Origin of the sequence: Pseudomonas sp. GD03862 (assembly GCF_029840855.1) — a bacterium.
Lineage (GTDB): Bacteria > Pseudomonadota > Gammaproteobacteria > Pseudomonadales > Pseudomonadaceae > Aquipseudomonas > Aquipseudomonas alloputida.
This window is the reverse complement of record NZ_JAOCDI010000047.1, coordinates 1-15,764: the sequence shown is the minus strand read 5'-3', so window position 1 is coordinate 15,764 and position 15,764 is coordinate 1. Positions and strand designations below refer to the sequence as shown.

Genomic DNA, 15,764 nt, shown 5'->3' with positions numbered 1-15,764 from the left:
CGTCGCCGTACCCTTCGTCAAACTACTCAGCTTTTGAAATTAGCCCAGCAGTTTCAGTACCGACGACGGCAGCTGGTTGGCCTGGGACAGGATCGCGGTGGAAGCCTGTTGCAGGGTCTGCTGCTTGGTCAGCTCGGCGGTTTCAGCAGCAAAGTCGGCGTCCTGCACACGACTGCGGGCAGCGGTGGAGTTTTCCGAGATGCTGTTCAGGTTGGCTACGGTGCTGTCGAAGCGGTTTTGAACGGCACCCAGTTGGGCGCGCTGGCTGTCGACTTGGGCGATAGCAGCATCCAATGCTTGGATCGATATCTGCGACGACTTAGCGTCAGTAATGCTGAGGTTGGAAACGGTAGTTTCCATTGCAACTGCCGTCGCACCAGTTTTGCCGGCTAGACCGAGAGCGGCGAGACCAGTACCTGCACTACCGTCAGCAACAGTAATGTCTTTGTCGGAGAACAGCGACAGCTTACCATCATCAGTCAGACTGGCAGTAACACCCGTGCTAGCGCTATTGATCGCCGAAACGACGTTCTGAGCGCTGGAGCCCTTGGCGAACTTGACTTCTACACCATTCAGAGTAATCGAAGTATCTTCAGTAGTTTTAGCTTCAGAAGTACCAGCAGTCAGGCCCAACTGAGCCAAGGAACCGCTTTGATCATTCGAGAGACGAACATCGCTGCCATCTTTCGAAACGATATTCAAACGACCATCAGCATCGATTTTGGTTTTGGTTGCGTCGATAGTACCGATAGCGTTGATTTGAGTGAGAACAGAGTCAATATCAGCACCTGCAGCCCAAGTAACCTGAGTGTCATTGACCTTGATAGTGCCACCAGCAGCAAGAGTAGTTGCGCCAGTTGCAGGGGTTGGAGTACCTGCACGAACAGCGTTAGTGGTGCCGGTAGCTAGACCAACAGCGGAAGCACCAGCGCCGGAAATTTCTATATCTGCCAAGGCAGACATGGTGAAGCCATCAGCGTCAGTAAAGCCTACAGTGGCGGTATTATCACCAGTCGCAGCTCGCAGAGCGGCTTGCATCTTAGTAGCAATAGCTGCACCTTCGTCACCAACCTCTACCAATACAGATTGATTACCGATAGCGAAGCCGAATTCCGCAGCGAAGCCGCCTCCACCAGCCTTAATCTCGTCTGGTACTGATGTGCTGTTCACGACCGCCGCACCCACCACCGGCGCTGGAGTGGTCAGCTTAGTACCCAATGCAGTGGCAGTCAGCCCCCCCATTTCATTACCAGCAACAGTTGCCTCGCTGTAAGATCCTTTTAGACCAGTTGCACTGATGTCAGTCATGCCGAACGAAATTGTTTCGTTAGCGCTAGCACCAATCTGGAAACCGATGTTCTGGAAAGAGCCGTCCAGAATGTTACGACCACCGAAGGTAGTGGTGTTTGCAATACGAGTCAGCTCACCCGACAGAGCGGTGAACTCCTGCTGCAGGGAAGTACGGTCATCATCGCTGTTCGAGCCGTTAGCCGACTGCAGGGCCAGTTCGCGCATACGCTGCAGAATGCTGGTCGATTCCTGCATCGCACCTTCAGCAGTCTGAGCGATGGAGATGCCGTCGTTGGCGTTTTTCACGGCAACGCTCAGGCCTTTGATCTGGCTGGTCAGACGGTTGGCGATCTGCAGGCCAGCGGCGTCGTCTTTGGCGCTGTTGATTTTCAGGCCAGAGGACAGGCGGGACATGGAGGTGCCCAGCGCGTCGGAAGCACGGTTCAGGTTCTTCTGAACGCCCAAGGAGGTGATGTTAGTGTTAACGGTCAAAGCCATGACGAATTCCTCGTTGTATGGATACTGCGGCTTCCGGCCCTGGCGACAGCCGGGTGTGGCCTAGAGAACCTTCGTAATGGTTATCGTCGGGTATGCGGGTTGCTTGAGGGTTTTTTCAAAAAAAAAATACTGGCATGGGGCCAGCCCTGAGAAATCAAGGGGTTAAGGGCGGTTTATTGGCGTCAAAAACTGTTTGGAATGGGCTGAATGCCTCATCCCATCTGTAGGAGCGGGTTCACCCGCGAACACCGGCGAAGCCGGTGCCATAGACCGAGCTGCCTTCTTCGCGGGTGAACCCGCTCCTACAATGGGCTGCGTTAGGCAGAAGTTTATTGTCGGCAGAAAAAAAGCGCCGGGCGGTGGCCGCCGGGCGCTTTTAGGGGCTGACTGGGATCAGTCGCGGTACAGGATGGCCGAGCCCCACGACAGGCCCACGCCAAAGCCACTGATCGCCACGCGCTTCCAGCTGCCATCGAGCATGTGCTTCTGCAGCAGCAGCGGAACACTGGAGGACACCGTATTGCCGGTTTCCAGCATGTCCTTGACGAACTTCTCCGGGTGTTGCTCTTCAAAGCGTCGCGCCACGGCGTCGACAATCGCCGCACTGCCCTGGTGGATGCAGAAGGCGTCGATATCCGACGACTTCAGGCCGCTGGCATCCAGCAGCTCGTGCAGGTGCGCTGGCACTTTGATCAGGGCGAAGTTGAATACCTGGCGGCCATTCATGAAGAATTTGCCGTCACTGACTTTCAGGTGCTCGGCACCGGAACCGTCAGTGCCGAAACGCGCCTGGCCCAGGTTCCAAACCGCGTTTTCACCCATCCAGGTTGCCGTGGCGGCGTCGCCGAACAGCATGGTGGTGTTGCGGTCTTCCGGGTCGACGATCTTCGAATACGGGTCGGCGGTGATCAGCAGGCCGTTCTTCAGGCCTGCCGCCTCCATGAAGCCTTTGATCGCATACAGGCCATACACATAGCCGGAGCAGCCCAGCGACACGTCGAACGCCGCCACGCGGGTAGACAGGCCAAGTTTGCTCTGGACGATGGCTGCGGTGTGCGGCAGGCCTTCTTCGTCGCCGTTCTGGGTGACCACGATCAACGCATCGATCGATTGCGGATCAAGGTCGGGGTTGCTGGCGAACAGCGCCTGGGCGGCTTCTACGCACAAGTCGGAGGTTTCTTGCTCTTCGGCCTTGCGCGGCAGGAACGACGCACCGATCTTGCCGAACATGAACTCTTCGTCCTTGCCGAACTTCGCACCCTGAACGTAGTTGTCCAGGCCAGCGGTGGGCACGTAACTCGCAATGCTTTTGATGCCAATCATTCTGGCTTCCCAATGAAAACAGCCAAAGACCACCACTCGATGAATTGAGGGCGCCAAATACCGGAGCGGTCACCGCCAGGGGTTGTAGCCAGGGCTCGCCTGCGCACCGGTAACAAAATGCTGCAACAGCTGCTGCATAGAATACAGGGAAGATGAGCGTTTTGACTCATTGGTCACATTGAAATGCTACGAAAGCCGTGGCGAGGGTGTGGGGACTGGGGAATTTTTGGAATGACCGGGCGGGCACTGGACCCCGAATGATCAGCTTCGCAGCAGATATCGATGGGGCCGCTTCGCGGCCCTTTCGCGACGCAAGGCCGCTCCCACAAATACGCCACCTTCAGGAGAGAGGACGACCTGGACTGCCCCCAAGAAGCTGGACACCAATCCAACCCTGGGGAGCAGCCCAAATACGCCACCCTCAGGAGAGAGGAGGACCTGTGGGGGGCCCTGTGTCGCGATAGGGCTGCGCAGCAGCCCCAGGATCAGGCAGGCAGACTAGATCTTGTCGAACAGGCTTAGCTGAGAAATGCGCGCAAACGCCAACTGCGAAGCTTCAAGCATGGCCTGCTGCAGGGTCAGCTGAATGGTGGCCGAGGCCATGTCAGTATCGCCAATGGCACTTTGTGTGCTTTGGTTGGCCAGCCCCAGGCTTTCGTTTTCCTGCGCCTGAATATCCAGCGAGTTGCCCCGCGCACCGATCGAACCACGGGTAATGTCGATACGATCCCGGGCACTGGCCAGGTTGGAAATCGCCGAGTCGGTGGCGGTTTTCAGTGCAGCCTGCGCCTCGGGCGTGTCCAGCGGCTTTTCCAGAGCGCTGCGTAGCTGACCCAAGGTATCCAGTACGTTCTGCGTGCGATGGGTATTGGCATTGACCGAGAACTGGTCGCCTTGCTTCGGCGCGCTGTCGAACTGGTAGGTAACGCCTGCCACCGTCACTGCGTTGCCCGCCCCTACTGTACCCGAGCCAATCGGCTTGCTGTCGGCACTGTACGGCTGCGCATACAGAGAATACTCGGTATCGCTGGTGAAGCGGATCACCGCGCCGTTGCTTGGGAAGGTGCTACGGTAAGCTTCCGGGTCGGTAACGCTGGTGCCGGTCACCTGCGCCGTCGACGGGTTGCCCGCGCTACGCGTCGCCGTGAGGGTATCGGGCTTGGCTTCGAGGGTGAACACATGGCCGGCAACGACGGCGTCAGCATCGTCACCTTCCGCCAGGTTCAGGTTGATCTCGAAGTCGACACCGCGCAGCGAGATCATCTTGCCGCCTTCGGTATTGACGTCGAACTTGCCCTTGCCGGCGGTTTCATTGGTGATGTCATTGCCGGCGGCATCCCTCACGCTGTACTCGGTGGCACTGGTGAAGGTGACAGAATACGGCTGACCAGCGGCAAACTGATTGCCGTAGGTGGTGGCCGAGGTCAACAGGCCGCCAGACAGCAATACCTTGCCGTCATCCGGCGACGGTGCTACCAGGCTCGACTGGGTGCGGCTGTTATTGGTGGCCTGGTCGAAAATGCTGTAGCCGGTGTCGTTGGTCGCCAGGCGCAAGGTGTCGGACACCTGCAGGCTCAGCTGGGTCTGGTCGCCCTGGTAGCTGTAGGTGCCGTCGGCGTTGCGCACATAGGGCGGGGTCGACGACTTGGAGCCGCCAAACATGTAGTCGCCGTTGGCATCGCGCGAGTTCAGCAGACCGAACACGTTGGCTTCGATTTCCTTGATCTCGCTGGCGATCGAGGTACGGTCGGCATCGCTCAGGCCCCCGTTACCCGCCTGGATCGCCAGCTCGCTGGCACGCTGCAGGGCATCGTTGATGGTCGATAGCACGCTCTCTTCCTGCAGCAGGGCGTTCTTGACCGTGGTCATGTTGCCGCTGTACTGCTCCAACAAGGCGCTCTGTTGCTGCAGCACCAGCAAGCGCGCAGCGCCGACCGGGTCGTCACCGGCCGACTGGATGCGCGATTTGGAGGTGACCTGTTCGGTAATCTTGGCCAAGTTGGAGTAGTTCTGGGAGTAGCTAGTGGCGCTGGTCTCATAGAACTGAGCAGTTGAAATACGCACGGTCCGCTACTCCTTACAGGGCGTTGATCAGGGTGGAGAAGGTTTCTTGCGCCGCCTTGATGATCTGCGACGACGCTGTGTAGTAGTGCTGGAACTTCACCAGGCTGGCCGCTTCGTCATCGAGGTTGACGCCCGACACCGCGCTGCGGCTCTCGGTCGCAGACTTGAGCACTGCCTGGGTCGCCGTGGTGTCAATGGTGGCCTGGCTGGCCTTGGCCCCTACCCGCTCGACCAGCGAGGCGTAGGCCGAGGTGAAGCTGGTCCCGGTGCCAGAATTGGTGCCCACGGTCGACTTGGTCTGCAGGTCCAGCAGCGCGTTGGCATTGCGGTTGTCCGCCTTGCCGTCGGCATTGAACGACAGGGTAAAGCTGTCATTGGCCGCAGGGCTGCCACCGATTGTGGTCTCGACGGCAAAGGTACGCGGGTTACCGCTACCATCCAGAATCGGGTCGCCGGCCGCATCCAGCATCGGCACGGCGATGGACAACTTGTTGTCCTGCCCAGGCACCACGCTGCCGGTACCAATCTGGGTGCCCTTGGCATCGAACAGCTTGTAGCCCTGGGAGCCTCTACTGGCAGCATCGAACACCACGCGCACCGGCATCGAATCGCGAATCGACTGCTGGATCAGCGCGGTATCGGCACCGCCGTAGATGTCCAGCGACTCGCTCAGGGTCGGCTGGGTGATGGTGCCAGTACCGCTGTTGCCACTGCCCGAGGTCGCGCTGACAGGGCCGGCGAAGGCCAGCTTGTTGGCATCGGTCAAGGTCGTGGTAATGCTCCCGGCAGCTGCACGGGTGGGGATGACCTTGAAGCTGTCGCCGGCCGCCAGGCCGCCGCCTTTCAACGCCAGGCTGAAACCATCGATCACCGGTGCCGGGTCGGCATTCAGGTCGAAGCTGCCCATGTCGGTGCCGTCCGAGCGGCGCACACTGTACTGGTTGGCGCTGGTGAACTTCACCTCGTAGTCGTAGGTGGTCAGCGCACCGCTGTTGGCGATGGTGACATCCAGATTGCCGGAGCCGGCACTGTTGTTCGACGAGGCCAGGCTGCGCTGGGCAATGGCGGTGGCGCTGTTGATGCTGGAGAACAGCGAGCTGCCGAACTGGCCGTTGGCATCCAGGCCCTGACCCAGCTGGCTATTGATGCTGTCGGCGACTACCAGGGCAACGCGACCAAGCTCGTTCATCGACGGCGTCAGCACGTCCTGGCGATAACGCAACAGGCCGCCAATGGCGCCACCGGACACCACCGAGGTCACGTCCGAGCTGAACGAGTCATAGTTGATGCGCAGGGCAACCTGGCTCTTGTCGGCCACACCCGGCTCCACCGACAAGGTGTTGGCCTTGGTTCCGGTGACCAGCGATTGGCCACTGCCCAGGTACACGTCGTAGTTGCCATCACGCTCCTGCACCGTCACCCCTACCAGCTCGTTGAGCTGGCGCACGGCTTCGCTGCGCGCATCCAGCAGGCTGTTAGGGCTGTTGCCGGAGGCGCTGGCGGCGGTGATCTGCTTGTTGTACTCGGCAATGTTGGCGGTGAGCTTGTTCACCTGGCCGGCCATGGTGTCGAGCTGGGAGTTGATCGTGGCGTTCTGCTGGGTCAGCTGGGTGCTCACCGCGTTGAAACGGTTGCTCAGGGTTTGCGCCTGGGTCAGCAGCAGCTGACGCGAGGCAACGTCACCCGGTTTCGCCGCTGCAGTCTGCAGCGCCGAAAAGAAGGCGGTAAGGACCGAACTGATACCGGTGTCACGGTCGGCCAGCAGCTTGTCGACGCTGGTGATCTGATCCTGGAACGTCAGCGAGTCTGCCTGCAACGAGGTGGCCGTCTGCAACTGGTTGTCCAGGTAGGAGCTGTAGATGCGACGCACATCCGCCAGCGTGGTCCCGGTACCCAGGAACCCTGCGCCTATGTTGTGCGAAGGCCCCGCCGCCTGAACCGTCTGCTGGCGCGAGTAGCCACTGGTCGCGGCGTTGGCGATGTTGTTACTGGTTACCGACAAGGCCGCCTGGCTGGCACTCAGGCCACTCAGGCCGATGGAAATCAGGCTCGACATGATTTAGTCCTTTTATAAGTTCGTGGTTCTGCCAGCCATGGCGTATTGCGGGGTTGACTGCATTTGCTGGGCGATGCTGATGATCTTCTTCGCATAGCCCGGGTCGGTCGCATAACCTGCTTTTTGCAGCTCTCTTGCAAACTGCTCAGGGTTATCGGCCGCATCCAGCGCACCTTGATAGCGAGCATTGCTCTGCAGCAAGGTAACGAGATCGTGGAAGCTGTCCTGGTAGGAGTCGTAGCTGCGGAACGCCGCGGTTTCCTTGACGAACTGGCCATCGCGGAATTCGCTGGTGATCGCCCGCGCCTGCTCGCCTTGCCAGTTGCCGGTGGCTTTGATGCCGAACAGGTTGTGGCTGCTGCTGCCGTCGCTGTTGCGCATCACCGACTTGCCCCAACCGGTTTCCAGCGCGGCCTGGGCCACCAGGTAGCGCGGGTCGACACCAATGCGCCTGGCGGCCTGCTCGGCCATTGGCAGCATGGTGGCGACGAAGGCGTCGCTGTCGGTGAAAGCCTTGTTCGGCGCCAGCGGTGGCTGGGCCACGGCACGGCCGACAATGCGCAGGCCGTTGTCCGGCACGGCGAAGGCCTTGGCGACTGGCTGACCGTCACGGGCAGGCACGGCGGCGTTATTGGCAGTTTCCGCCGACGGTACGATACCGGCCAACAGGCGGTCGGTGAGTTTGCTGGGCAGGGCCAGGCGCCGCGCGTTGAGTGCAGCAACGTCGTTGCGCGTAGCGGACGAGGCCATGGCATGCGCTGGCTCCGCCACCTTGTTGCCCCACAATGCCGGGCCACCGCTATCGACGCGCGGGAACGGGCTGGTATTGATCGACGCACTGCGCCCCTTGGTCAGCTGGCGCACCAGCACGTCCTGCAAGCCGATGCCGCCACCTTCGCGGGACATGCTCACGGCCAACTGCTGGTCGTACATGTCGCGGTACTGCTTGACCGTTTCGGTGTTCATCGGGTTGTCGTCGGCCAGCACGTCACTGGCCTTGCGCGAGGCCTTGAGCATTTCGCTGATGAACAGCGACTCGAATTCCTGGGCCACCTTGCGCACATTGGCTTCGCTGTCGCGGTCGCCGTGCTTGAGGGCACTCAGGCGGTTGAGGTCGGTATAGGCGCCGCTGTCGGCACTACCGGATACCTGGCTTTTGATATTCATCCGCGCCGTCCTCAGATCACGATCAGGTCGGCCTGCAAGGCGCCGGCCTGCTTCAAGGCTTCGAGGATCGCCATCAGGTCGCCGGGCGCTGCGCCCACCTGGTTCACCGCGCGGACGATTTCATCCAGCGTGGTGCCCGGGCCGAACTTGAACATCGGCTTGGCTTCCTGCTCGGCATTGACCCGCGAGCGTGGCACCACGGCAGTCTGGCCATTGGAGAAGGCCCCCGGCTGGCTGACGATCGGGTCTTCGGTGATGGTCACGGTCAGGCTGCCGTGGGTTACCGCTGCCGGCGACACCTTGACGTTCTGGCCGATGACGATGGTGCCGGTACGCGAGTTGATGATGACTTTGGCCACCGCCTGGCCCGGGTCGATTTCGAGGTTTTCGAGGATCGACAGATAATCCACGCGCTGGCTTGGGTCCATCGGCGCGCTGACCCGTACCGAACCACCATCCACGGCCTGGGCCACGCCAGGGCCGAGCAGGTCGTTGACCTTGTCCACGATGCGCTTGGCGGTCGTGAAGTCGGGACGATTGAGGTTAAGGGTCAGGGTATTGCCCTGGTTGAAGCCGCTCGGCACCGCACGCTCGACACTGGCACCACCCGGAATACGACCGGCCGACGGCACGTTGACAGTGATCTTCGAGCCGTCACGACCTTCGGCATCAAAGCCGCCCACGACCAGGTTGCCCTGGGCAATGGCGTAGACATTGCCGTCGATACCCTTGAGCGGGGTCATCAACAGGCTGCCGCCGCGCAGGCTCTTCGAGTTACCGATCGACGACACGGTGATGTCCACCACCTGGCCCGGCTTGGCGAACGGTGGCAGGTCGGCATGCACCGACACTGCGGCAACGTTCTTCAGCTGCACGTTGCCGGAACCGGCCGGCACCTTGATGCCGAATTGCGACAGCATGTTGTTGAAGGTTTGCAGGGTGAACGGCGTCTGGGTGGTCTGGTCACCCGTGCCATTGAGGCCCACCACCAGGCCGTAACCAATCAACTGGTTGGAACGTACGCCAGAGATGCTGGCAATGTCCTTCAGGCGCTCGGCCTGGGCAGCGAAGGCGCAGGACAAAAGCAGGGTTGTGGCAATCAGCTGCCTCACGTTGAACATGGTCATCCGTACTCAGAAAGGCCAAAGCGGGCTGATGAAGAAGCGGTCCAGCCACCCGGGCTGGCTGGCATCGGCGAACGAACCGGTACCGGAGTAGGTGATGCGCGCGTCGGCCACACGGGTGGACGGCACAGTGTTGTCGGTGGCGATATCGTCAGCGCGAACCATGCCGGCAATGCGCACCAGCTCTTCGCCGGTGTTCAGGGTCAGCCACTTCTCGCCGCGCACGGCGATGATGCCGTTGGGCAGCACCTCGGCCACGGTGACGGTGATCGAACCGGTCAGCGTGTTGCCCTGGGTGGCCTTGCTGTCGCCCTTGGTCGCGCGATCGCCGCTATAACCGGCCTCCAGCGAAAGGTCGCCGCCACCGAACGGATTATTGGTGTTGGGCGTGCTACCAAACAGCGAAGTCAGGCCGATGTCGGTCTTGCTGGTCTTGGCGATCTGCGAGCCCGCGTTCTTGCTGGCGGACGTGCGCTCATTGAGCGTGATGGTGATGATGTCACCCACCCGGAACGCCTTGCGGTCGCTGTACAGGTTCTGCTCGAAACCGGCCTGGTAGATCGAACCGTTGTTGGCCGCTGCCGGCAACGGGGTGCGCGGCAACACCGGCGCATAGTACGGGTCGTTGGGCTTGGGCGTCGGTGCGACGCAACCTGCCAGCAACACCGCCCCCCCCAGGGCGAAAACGGACAACAGACGATTCATGACACTTACCTCACGGGCGCAGCTGAGTGACAGGGCTTAGAGCTGTTGAGTAACGAACGACAGCATCTGGTCGGCCGTGGAAATGACTTTGGAGTTCATCTCGTAGGCACGCTGAGTGGTGATCATGTTCACCAGCTCTTCCACGGTGCTGACGTTGGAGTTCTCCAGCGTCTGCTGCAAGGTGGTGCCAAAACCGTTCAGGCCTGGGGTGCCAACCTGCGGTGCGCCACTGGCGGCGGTCTCGAGGAACAGGTTGTCGCCGATCGCCTGCAGGCCGGCCGGGTTGATGAAGTCGGCGGTCTGGATGTTGCCGATCACCTGTGCAGCCGGGTTGCCGGCGGTGGTGATCGACACGGTGCCGTCCTGGCCAACGGTGAAGGTCTGGGCGTCGTTAGGCACGACAATGGCAGGTTCCAGGGCGTAGCCGTTGGCGGTGACGATCTGGCCATCGGAGTTCAGGTGGAAGGTGCCGTCACGGGTGTACGACACGGTGCCATCCGGCTGCAGGACCTGGAAGAAACCGCGACCGTTGACGGCCATGTCCAACGGGTTTTCCGTGGTTTGCAGGCTGCCGGCGACGAAGCTTTTCTGGGTGCCCACGATACGCACACCGGTACCGACCTGCAGGCCCGAGGGCAGCTCGCTGTCCTGGGTCGACTGGGCACCAGGCTGGCGCTTGATCTGGTAGAGCAGGTCTGCGAATTCGGCGCGATCACGCTTGAAGCCGGTGGTCGAGACGTTGGCCAGGTTGTTGGAAATGACCGTCAGGTTGGTGTCCTGAGCGGACAGGCCGGTTTTAGCGACCCAAAGAGCCGGAAGCATGTGAGTTCTCCTCGTGCGCCTGTTTTACGGCACCCGTTCAAAAGTGATTAGCCGATTTGCAAAACCCGAGCCATGGCTTCGTCGCCTTCCTTGGCCGTATTCATCATCTTGACGTGCAGTTCGAACTGGCGGGACAGCGCCAGCACCGAGGTCATTTCCTCGACAGCGTTGACATTGCTGCCTTCCAGGAAGCCAGCCACCACCCGCACGTTGACGTCGGCATCGGCCGGCTGGCCGGAAGTGGTATGGATCAGACCGTCCAGGCCCTTCGTCAGGCCTTTGGTGTCCGGGTTGACCAGTTTGATGCGGTCGACCTCGGCCATCACCCGCGGGTCTTCACCCATGGAGCGGATGCTGATGGTGCCGTCGGCACCCACTTCCACTTTCTGCTCCGGCGGGATGGCGATCGGGCCACCGTTGCCGATCACCGGCATGCCATTGCCGGCACGCAGCACACCGAGGGCATCGATGTTCAGGCTACCGGTACGCACATAGGCTTCGCTGCCGTCCGGCGCCTGCACGGCGATAAAGCCTTTGCCGGTCACCGCCACGTCAAGGTCGCGGCCAGTTTCGACCAACGGGCCTTCACTGAAGTCGGTGGCCGGGCGCTCGGTCATGGCGAATGCACGCGCCGGAAAGCTGTCACCGAACACCGGCATCGAGCGGGCCTGCTCCAGGTCGCGCTGAAAACCGTTGGTGGAAATGTTCGCCAGGTTGTTGGCGTGGGCCTTCTGCGCCAGCGCGTTCTGGCTGGCGCCGGTCATGGCCACATAAAGCAACTTGTCCACAGTTTCTCCTCTGCGCGTAGCTGCCGCGCTGTCACTGGGCAGGTTCCAAGCAATAATTGAACCAAGTCTGAAACACCCGGTTTACGGGGCTTTCAGCGCGGCAAGGGGCAATAACCGTCAGTTTGTCGGCGGATGTTTGCCGCCTGCGGCAAGGGCTTGCTCAATGGGCGCGGCAGGCGGCGTTGTTGTAGGGGCCAGAGTGGCGCACCCAGCCTTTGCCCGGGTTGTGGGCCGAACACAGGTAGCGGCCGGTGACCAGGCTTTGCCATTGATAGAACGGGGCGGGGGCAGCGGGGGCCGGCAGAACCAGCACCAGCAGGGGGAACAAGGCCAGTAACGACAGCCGCTTCATTCGCATGAACCTTCACATTCTTGGGGCCGCTTTGCGGCCCCAATTACAAACACCACAGCAAAAACAATCATCAGGTCATCTGAATGATGGTCTGCATGATGGTGCTTTCAGTGGAAATGGTCTTGGCATTGGCCTGGTAGTTGCTCTGCGCCTTGATCAGGTTGACCAGCTCGCCGGTCAGGTCGACGTTGGAGTCCTCCAGGGCACCACCGGAAATCTGGCCGAGGGTACCGGTGTCCGGAGCGCCGATCACCGGCACGCCCGAGGCATAGGACTCTTTCCAGTTGGTACCGCCAATCGGCGTCAGGCCCTGCAGGTTGGCGAAGTTGGCAATCGCCACCTGGCCGATCACCTTGTCCTTGCCGTTGGTGAAGCTGGCAAACAGGTAGCCGTTCTGGTCGATGCTCAGCCCCGACAGCTCACCGGTGGCGAAGCCATCCTGGGTTTTGGCGATTTCTGCGGACGACGCGTTGTATTGGGTGGCACCCAGCATGTCCAGCTTCACACCGTCCGCGTTGGCGATGGCGCCATTGGCCGACCACTCTCCAGCGGCGTTTTTCTGCGCCGGGATCCAGTCGTTGAGCTGGAAGATCTTGTCTTCGCCAATGCTCAGGCCGCCCGCGACGTCACCCGCAGTCATTGCATCCTTGTCCAGCGTACCATCGGACTTGAACGGCACGGCGTTGACCAGCGGCGTGGTGGAAGCCGGATTGGCCGGGTTGCGGCCATCGATAGTGGTGTGCATGGACCAGGTATTGGTCGCGTCGTCCTTGATGAAGTACTGGTTCATCTGGTGTTCATTACCCTGGCTGTCGAACACCGGGGTATTGAACGTGAAGTTGTAGGAACTGGCATTGGTGGGATCGAAGGGCGTCACCGACGGGGAGGTCGCGGCCGAGTTCAGGTTGATCTTCTCGGTGATGAGGCCGGTCGGCTTCGGCGTCAGGTTGGAAGTATCGATCTGCAGGTCAGTCAGGATACCCTGGATGATCTTGCCGTCCTCGCCGACCGCATAACCCTGCAGGTTGGCACCCGAAGCATTCACCACATAACCGGCCTTGTCGCTGTAGAAAGCGCCCGCACGGGTATAGATCTTCGAGCCGTTGTCGTTCAGGGCAAAGAAGCCGTTGCCATCGATAGCCATGTCCAGCGCCTGGCCGGTGGCGTTGATATTGCCTGGCGTGAACAGCTGCGAAACCGCGGCAGTCTTTACCCCGGTGCCGATCACGGTCTTGCCCGCGCTGGTGCCGCGAATGGAGTTGGAGTACTGGTCAGCGAACTCGGCACGCGACGACTTGAAGCCGGTGGTGGCAACGTTGGCAATGTTGTTGCCGGTAACGTTCAGGGCCTTGTTTGCTGCATAGAGGCCGCTAAGGCCGATATTGAAAGACATGTGTAACTCCTGTCGTTTTGCTCAGGCCCTAGATGCCGATGCTTTGGATTTTGGAAAGCGCAACACTGCCCAGCCCGGCCAGGTTGAGCGTCATCTCCGAACCGTTGCTACCCATGGTCACACTGGTAACCGAGGCCGGCAGGTTGGTGGTCATGGCCGTGGCCTTGCCATCGATCGAGGCGGTGGCCTTGAAGGTGTAGGTCCCGGCGGCCGCGACTTCACCGTCATCGTTCAGGCCATCCCAGGTAAAGTCGATGCTGCCAGACTTCTGGGTACCGAGTTCGATGGTGCGCACCAGCTTGTCGTCCTTGTCGTAGATCCCCACCGAGGTGGAGGTACTGGACGACGTCAGGTTGACCGAGCCCTTCATGTCCTTGCTGGTATCGACCACGGCCTTGTCGGTCTGGACAATGACATTGCGCCCGACCAGCGAGGAGGCCTGCAAGGCCTGGGAAGATTGCAGCCCGGCCGCGATGTAGGTCACAGCGTCGTTCAGCGACTGCATGCTTTCCAGGCTGCTGAACTGCGCCAACTGGGCCACGAACTCGCCGTTTTCCTGCGGGTCGAGCGGGTTCTGGTTCTGCATCTGGGTGACCAGCAACTGCAGGAACGCGTCCTTGCCCAGCGCGCTGCCGGCGGCGCCGGTAGAGCTGTCAGTCTTGGACGTCTGCTTCTGCAGCGAGGTCAGGTATGCGCTGCCGACGTCTGTAGTGGAATTGGTGGTGGTCATGTCGGCTTCCTATCACTGCCCCAGGGTCAGCACTTTCTGCATCATGTTCTTGGCCGTGTTCATCAGTTCAGCGTTGGTCTGAAACGCGCGGCTGGCGGAGATCATGTCAGCCATCTCCTCGACCACATTGACGTTCGGGTAGTAGACGTAGCCGTCCTTGTTCGCCGCCGGGTGGTTCGGCTCGTAGCGTGCTTCAAGGGTGCTCTGGTCTTCGACGATGCCTTTTACCTGCACGCCCTGCCCTGCCTCGCCCTGGTCTTCGAACAGCGACTGGCTGCTGCCGGCCTGCGCATTCTGGAAGGTGGTGGCGAACACCGGGTGGCGGGCGCGGTACGTCTGGTCGATGCTCGAAGACACGGTCTCGGCGTTGGCGATGTTGGACGCCACGGTGTTCAGACGCGTGTTCTGTGCGCTCATGCCGCTACCGGCAATATTGAAGACACTGGAAAGGGACATGGTCATTCTCCCCGCAGGGCGGAAACCAGCCCTTTGAATTTACTGTTGAGCAAGGTGAAGCTGGCCTGGAAGCCAATCGCGTTTTCCGTGTAGTTCGATTGCTCGATCTGCGCATCCACGGTGTTCTGGTCGATCGACGGCTGCAGCGGCGTGCGGTACTTGAGGGTTTCATCGGCCATGGCCAGGCCCTCAGCTTCGATGTGCCGGCTGTTGGTCCGGTCAAGGTTGAAGCGGCCGCCGCTCTGCTGCTTGTCGCTTTCGGCTGCGAGCACCGAGGCGAAGTCCATGTCACGGGCCTTGTAGTTGGGCGTGTCGGCGTTGGCGATGTTGTTGGCCAGCACTTCAGCGCGCTGGGCGCGGAAGCCCAGTGCCTTTTCGTGAATACCAAGCGCCTTGTCGAAGCTGATGCTCATGTCAGGGAAACCTTCAGAGGTTGACCGGAATTTCGTTGAGCAAGGTATAGCAAGGGCTGTGCCAACCACTGGAAAGCCCGTATTTATGGGGTTTTGCGGCGCGGTACTGTCAGATTGATGCCAGAAAAGCGGCAAAGGCCTTCCGCCTGAGGTGACAAAAGCGGCAATTGATGGGCGGCAAAAGCGGCAAAACAAAAAATTGACGTCAGTGTTTTCCTGGGCGGGCCTCTTCGCGGGTAAACCCGCTCCTACGGCGGGCCGTGTCCAACCTCCGATGTATGTCCACCACCAATCTGCGTAGGAGCGGGTTTACCCGCGAATACGGTAGCGGCGGCAACGGTGAACGCCTGGTGGAAATTGGCCAGCAGGCCCGGCCCTTTCGCGGGTGAACCCGCTCCTACACGCGGCCTGTGGCCAACCCCTGATTGTGTGGCCATCACCGATCAGTGTGGTAGGAGCGGGTTTACCCGCGAATACGGTAGCGGCGGCAACGGTGAACGGCGGGTGGTAAATGGCCAGCAGGGCCGGCCTCTTCGCGGGTAAACCCGCTCCTACGGGGAGCTCGGCAGGAACAGCGGATAGG

Annotated in this window: 14 protein-coding genes; all 14 read right to left on the bottom strand. The window is 60.8% G+C overall.

Annotation, left to right across the window (positions count from 1 at the left end):
* Window positions 1-39: 39 nt before the first annotated feature.
* A complete protein-coding gene (locus N5D53_RS23300) occupies window positions 40-1,788 on the bottom strand; it encodes a flagellin (RefSeq protein WP_004575774.1) in 1,749 nt (582 codons plus the stop codon).
* Between the two features lie 393 nt (window positions 1,789-2,181).
* A complete protein-coding gene (locus N5D53_RS23295) occupies window positions 2,182-3,111 on the bottom strand; it encodes a ketoacyl-ACP synthase III (protein WP_003254453.1) in 930 nt (309 codons plus the stop codon).
* 498 nt (window positions 3,112-3,609) lie between these two features.
* Complete coding sequence (locus N5D53_RS23290; RefSeq protein ID WP_003254454.1) at window positions 3,610-5,175, bottom strand: flagellar hook-associated protein 3; 1,566 nt, start codon at window positions 5,173-5,175, stop codon at window positions 3,610-3,612.
* Window positions 5,176-5,188: 13 nt separating this feature from the next.
* Window positions 5,189-7,231: a flagellar hook-associated protein FlgK gene (gene flgK, locus N5D53_RS23285; protein WP_121161230.1), complete on the bottom strand. Its 2,043-nt coding sequence runs from the start codon at window positions 7,229-7,231 to the stop codon at window positions 5,189-5,191.
* A gap of 12 nt (window positions 7,232-7,243) precedes the next feature.
* Window positions 7,244-8,398 carry a flagellar assembly peptidoglycan hydrolase FlgJ gene (gene flgJ, locus N5D53_RS23280; RefSeq protein WP_104961043.1) on the bottom strand — a complete coding sequence of 385 codons (1,155 nt, stop codon included), beginning with the start codon at window positions 8,396-8,398 and terminating at the stop codon, window positions 7,244-7,246.
* Window positions 8,399-8,409: 11 nt separating this feature from the next.
* Entirely contained in the window at window positions 8,410-9,525 is a 1,116-nt protein-coding gene (locus N5D53_RS23275; RefSeq protein WP_003254458.1) for a flagellar basal body P-ring protein FlgI, read from the bottom strand.
* Window positions 9,526-9,531: 6 nt separating this feature from the next.
* Window positions 9,532-10,227: a flagellar basal body L-ring protein FlgH gene (flgH, locus tag N5D53_RS23270; protein WP_003254461.1), complete on the bottom strand. Its 696-nt coding sequence runs from the start codon at window positions 10,225-10,227 to the stop codon at window positions 9,532-9,534.
* A 36-nt stretch (window positions 10,228-10,263) separates the two neighbouring features.
* Window positions 10,264-11,049 (bottom strand): flagellar basal-body rod protein FlgG, encoded by a 786-nt coding sequence (gene flgG, locus N5D53_RS23265; RefSeq protein WP_003254462.1) that lies wholly within the window; start codon window positions 11,047-11,049, stop codon window positions 10,264-10,266.
* A 47-nt stretch (window positions 11,050-11,096) separates the two neighbouring features.
* Window positions 11,097-11,837, bottom strand: coding sequence for a flagellar basal-body rod protein FlgF (gene flgF, locus N5D53_RS23260; RefSeq protein WP_010955101.1), 741 nt, complete (start codon window positions 11,835-11,837; stop codon window positions 11,097-11,099).
* Between the two features lie 160 nt (window positions 11,838-11,997).
* Window positions 11,998-12,189, bottom strand: a complete 192-nt coding sequence (locus tag N5D53_RS23255; RefSeq protein ID WP_003254464.1) for a hypothetical protein — start codon at window positions 12,187-12,189, stop codon at window positions 11,998-12,000.
* 70 nt (window positions 12,190-12,259) lie between these two features.
* Window positions 12,260-13,582 (bottom strand): flagellar hook protein FlgE, encoded by a 1,323-nt coding sequence (gene flgE, locus N5D53_RS23250; protein WP_020189992.1) that lies wholly within the window; start codon window positions 13,580-13,582, stop codon window positions 12,260-12,262.
* Window positions 13,583-13,610: 28 nt separating this feature from the next.
* On the bottom strand, window positions 13,611-14,312 hold the full coding sequence (gene flgD, locus N5D53_RS23245) for a flagellar hook assembly protein FlgD (RefSeq protein ID WP_003254468.1): 702 nt from the start codon (window positions 14,310-14,312) through the stop codon (window positions 13,611-13,613).
* A gap of 12 nt (window positions 14,313-14,324) precedes the next feature.
* Window positions 14,325-14,768 carry a flagellar basal body rod protein FlgC gene (gene flgC, locus N5D53_RS23240; protein ID WP_003254469.1) on the bottom strand — a complete coding sequence of 148 codons (444 nt, stop codon included), beginning with the start codon at window positions 14,766-14,768 and terminating at the stop codon, window positions 14,325-14,327.
* A gap of 2 nt (window positions 14,769-14,770) precedes the next feature.
* The gene (gene flgB / locus N5D53_RS23235) at window positions 14,771-15,181 is read right to left on the bottom strand and encodes a flagellar basal body rod protein FlgB (RefSeq protein WP_010955103.1); all 411 of its coding nucleotides are present in this window, start codon (window positions 15,179-15,181) and stop codon (window positions 14,771-14,773) included.
* Between the last annotated feature and the right edge of the window lie 583 nt (window positions 15,182-15,764).

What these genes read in the sequence shown, in the direction of transcription:
- N5D53_RS23300 (WP_004575774.1), bottom strand. Translation starts at nt 1,788, where the DNA reads ATGGCTTTGACCGTTAACACTAACATCACCTCCTTGGGCGTTCAGAAG.
- N5D53_RS23295 (WP_003254453.1), bottom strand. Translation starts at nt 3,111, where the DNA reads ATGATTGGCATCAAAAGCATTGCGAGTTACGTGCCCACCGCTGGCCTG.
- flgK (WP_121161230.1), bottom strand. Translation starts at nt 7,231, where the DNA reads ATGTCGAGCCTGATTTCCATCGGCCTGAGTGGCCTGAGTGCCAGCCAG.
- flgJ (WP_104961043.1), bottom strand. Translation starts at nt 8,398, where the DNA reads ATGAATATCAAAAGCCAGGTATCCGGTAGTGCCGACAGCGGCGCCTAT.
- N5D53_RS23275 (WP_003254458.1), bottom strand. Translation starts at nt 9,525, where the DNA reads ATGACCATGTTCAACGTGAGGCAGCTGATTGCCACAACCCTGCTTTTG.
- flgH (WP_003254461.1), bottom strand. Translation starts at nt 10,227, where the DNA reads ATGAATCGTCTGTTGTCCGTTTTCGCCCTGGGGGGGGCGGTGTTGCTG.
- flgG (WP_003254462.1), bottom strand. Translation starts at nt 11,049, where the DNA reads ATGCTTCCGGCTCTTTGGGTCGCTAAAACCGGCCTGTCCGCTCAGGAC.
- N5D53_RS23255 (WP_003254464.1), bottom strand. Translation starts at nt 12,189, where the DNA reads ATGAAGCGGCTGTCGTTACTGGCCTTGTTCCCCCTGCTGGTGCTGGTT.
- flgE (WP_020189992.1), bottom strand. Translation starts at nt 13,582, where the DNA reads ATGTCTTTCAATATCGGCCTTAGCGGCCTCTATGCAGCAAACAAGGCC.
- flgD (WP_003254468.1), bottom strand. Translation starts at nt 14,312, where the DNA reads ATGACCACCACCAATTCCACTACAGACGTCGGCAGCGCATACCTGACC.
- flgC (WP_003254469.1), bottom strand. Translation starts at nt 14,768, where the DNA reads ATGTCCCTTTCCAGTGTCTTCAATATTGCCGGTAGCGGCATGAGCGCA.
- flgB (WP_010955103.1), bottom strand. Translation starts at nt 15,181, where the DNA reads ATGAGCATCAGCTTCGACAAGGCGCTTGGTATTCACGAAAAGGCACTG.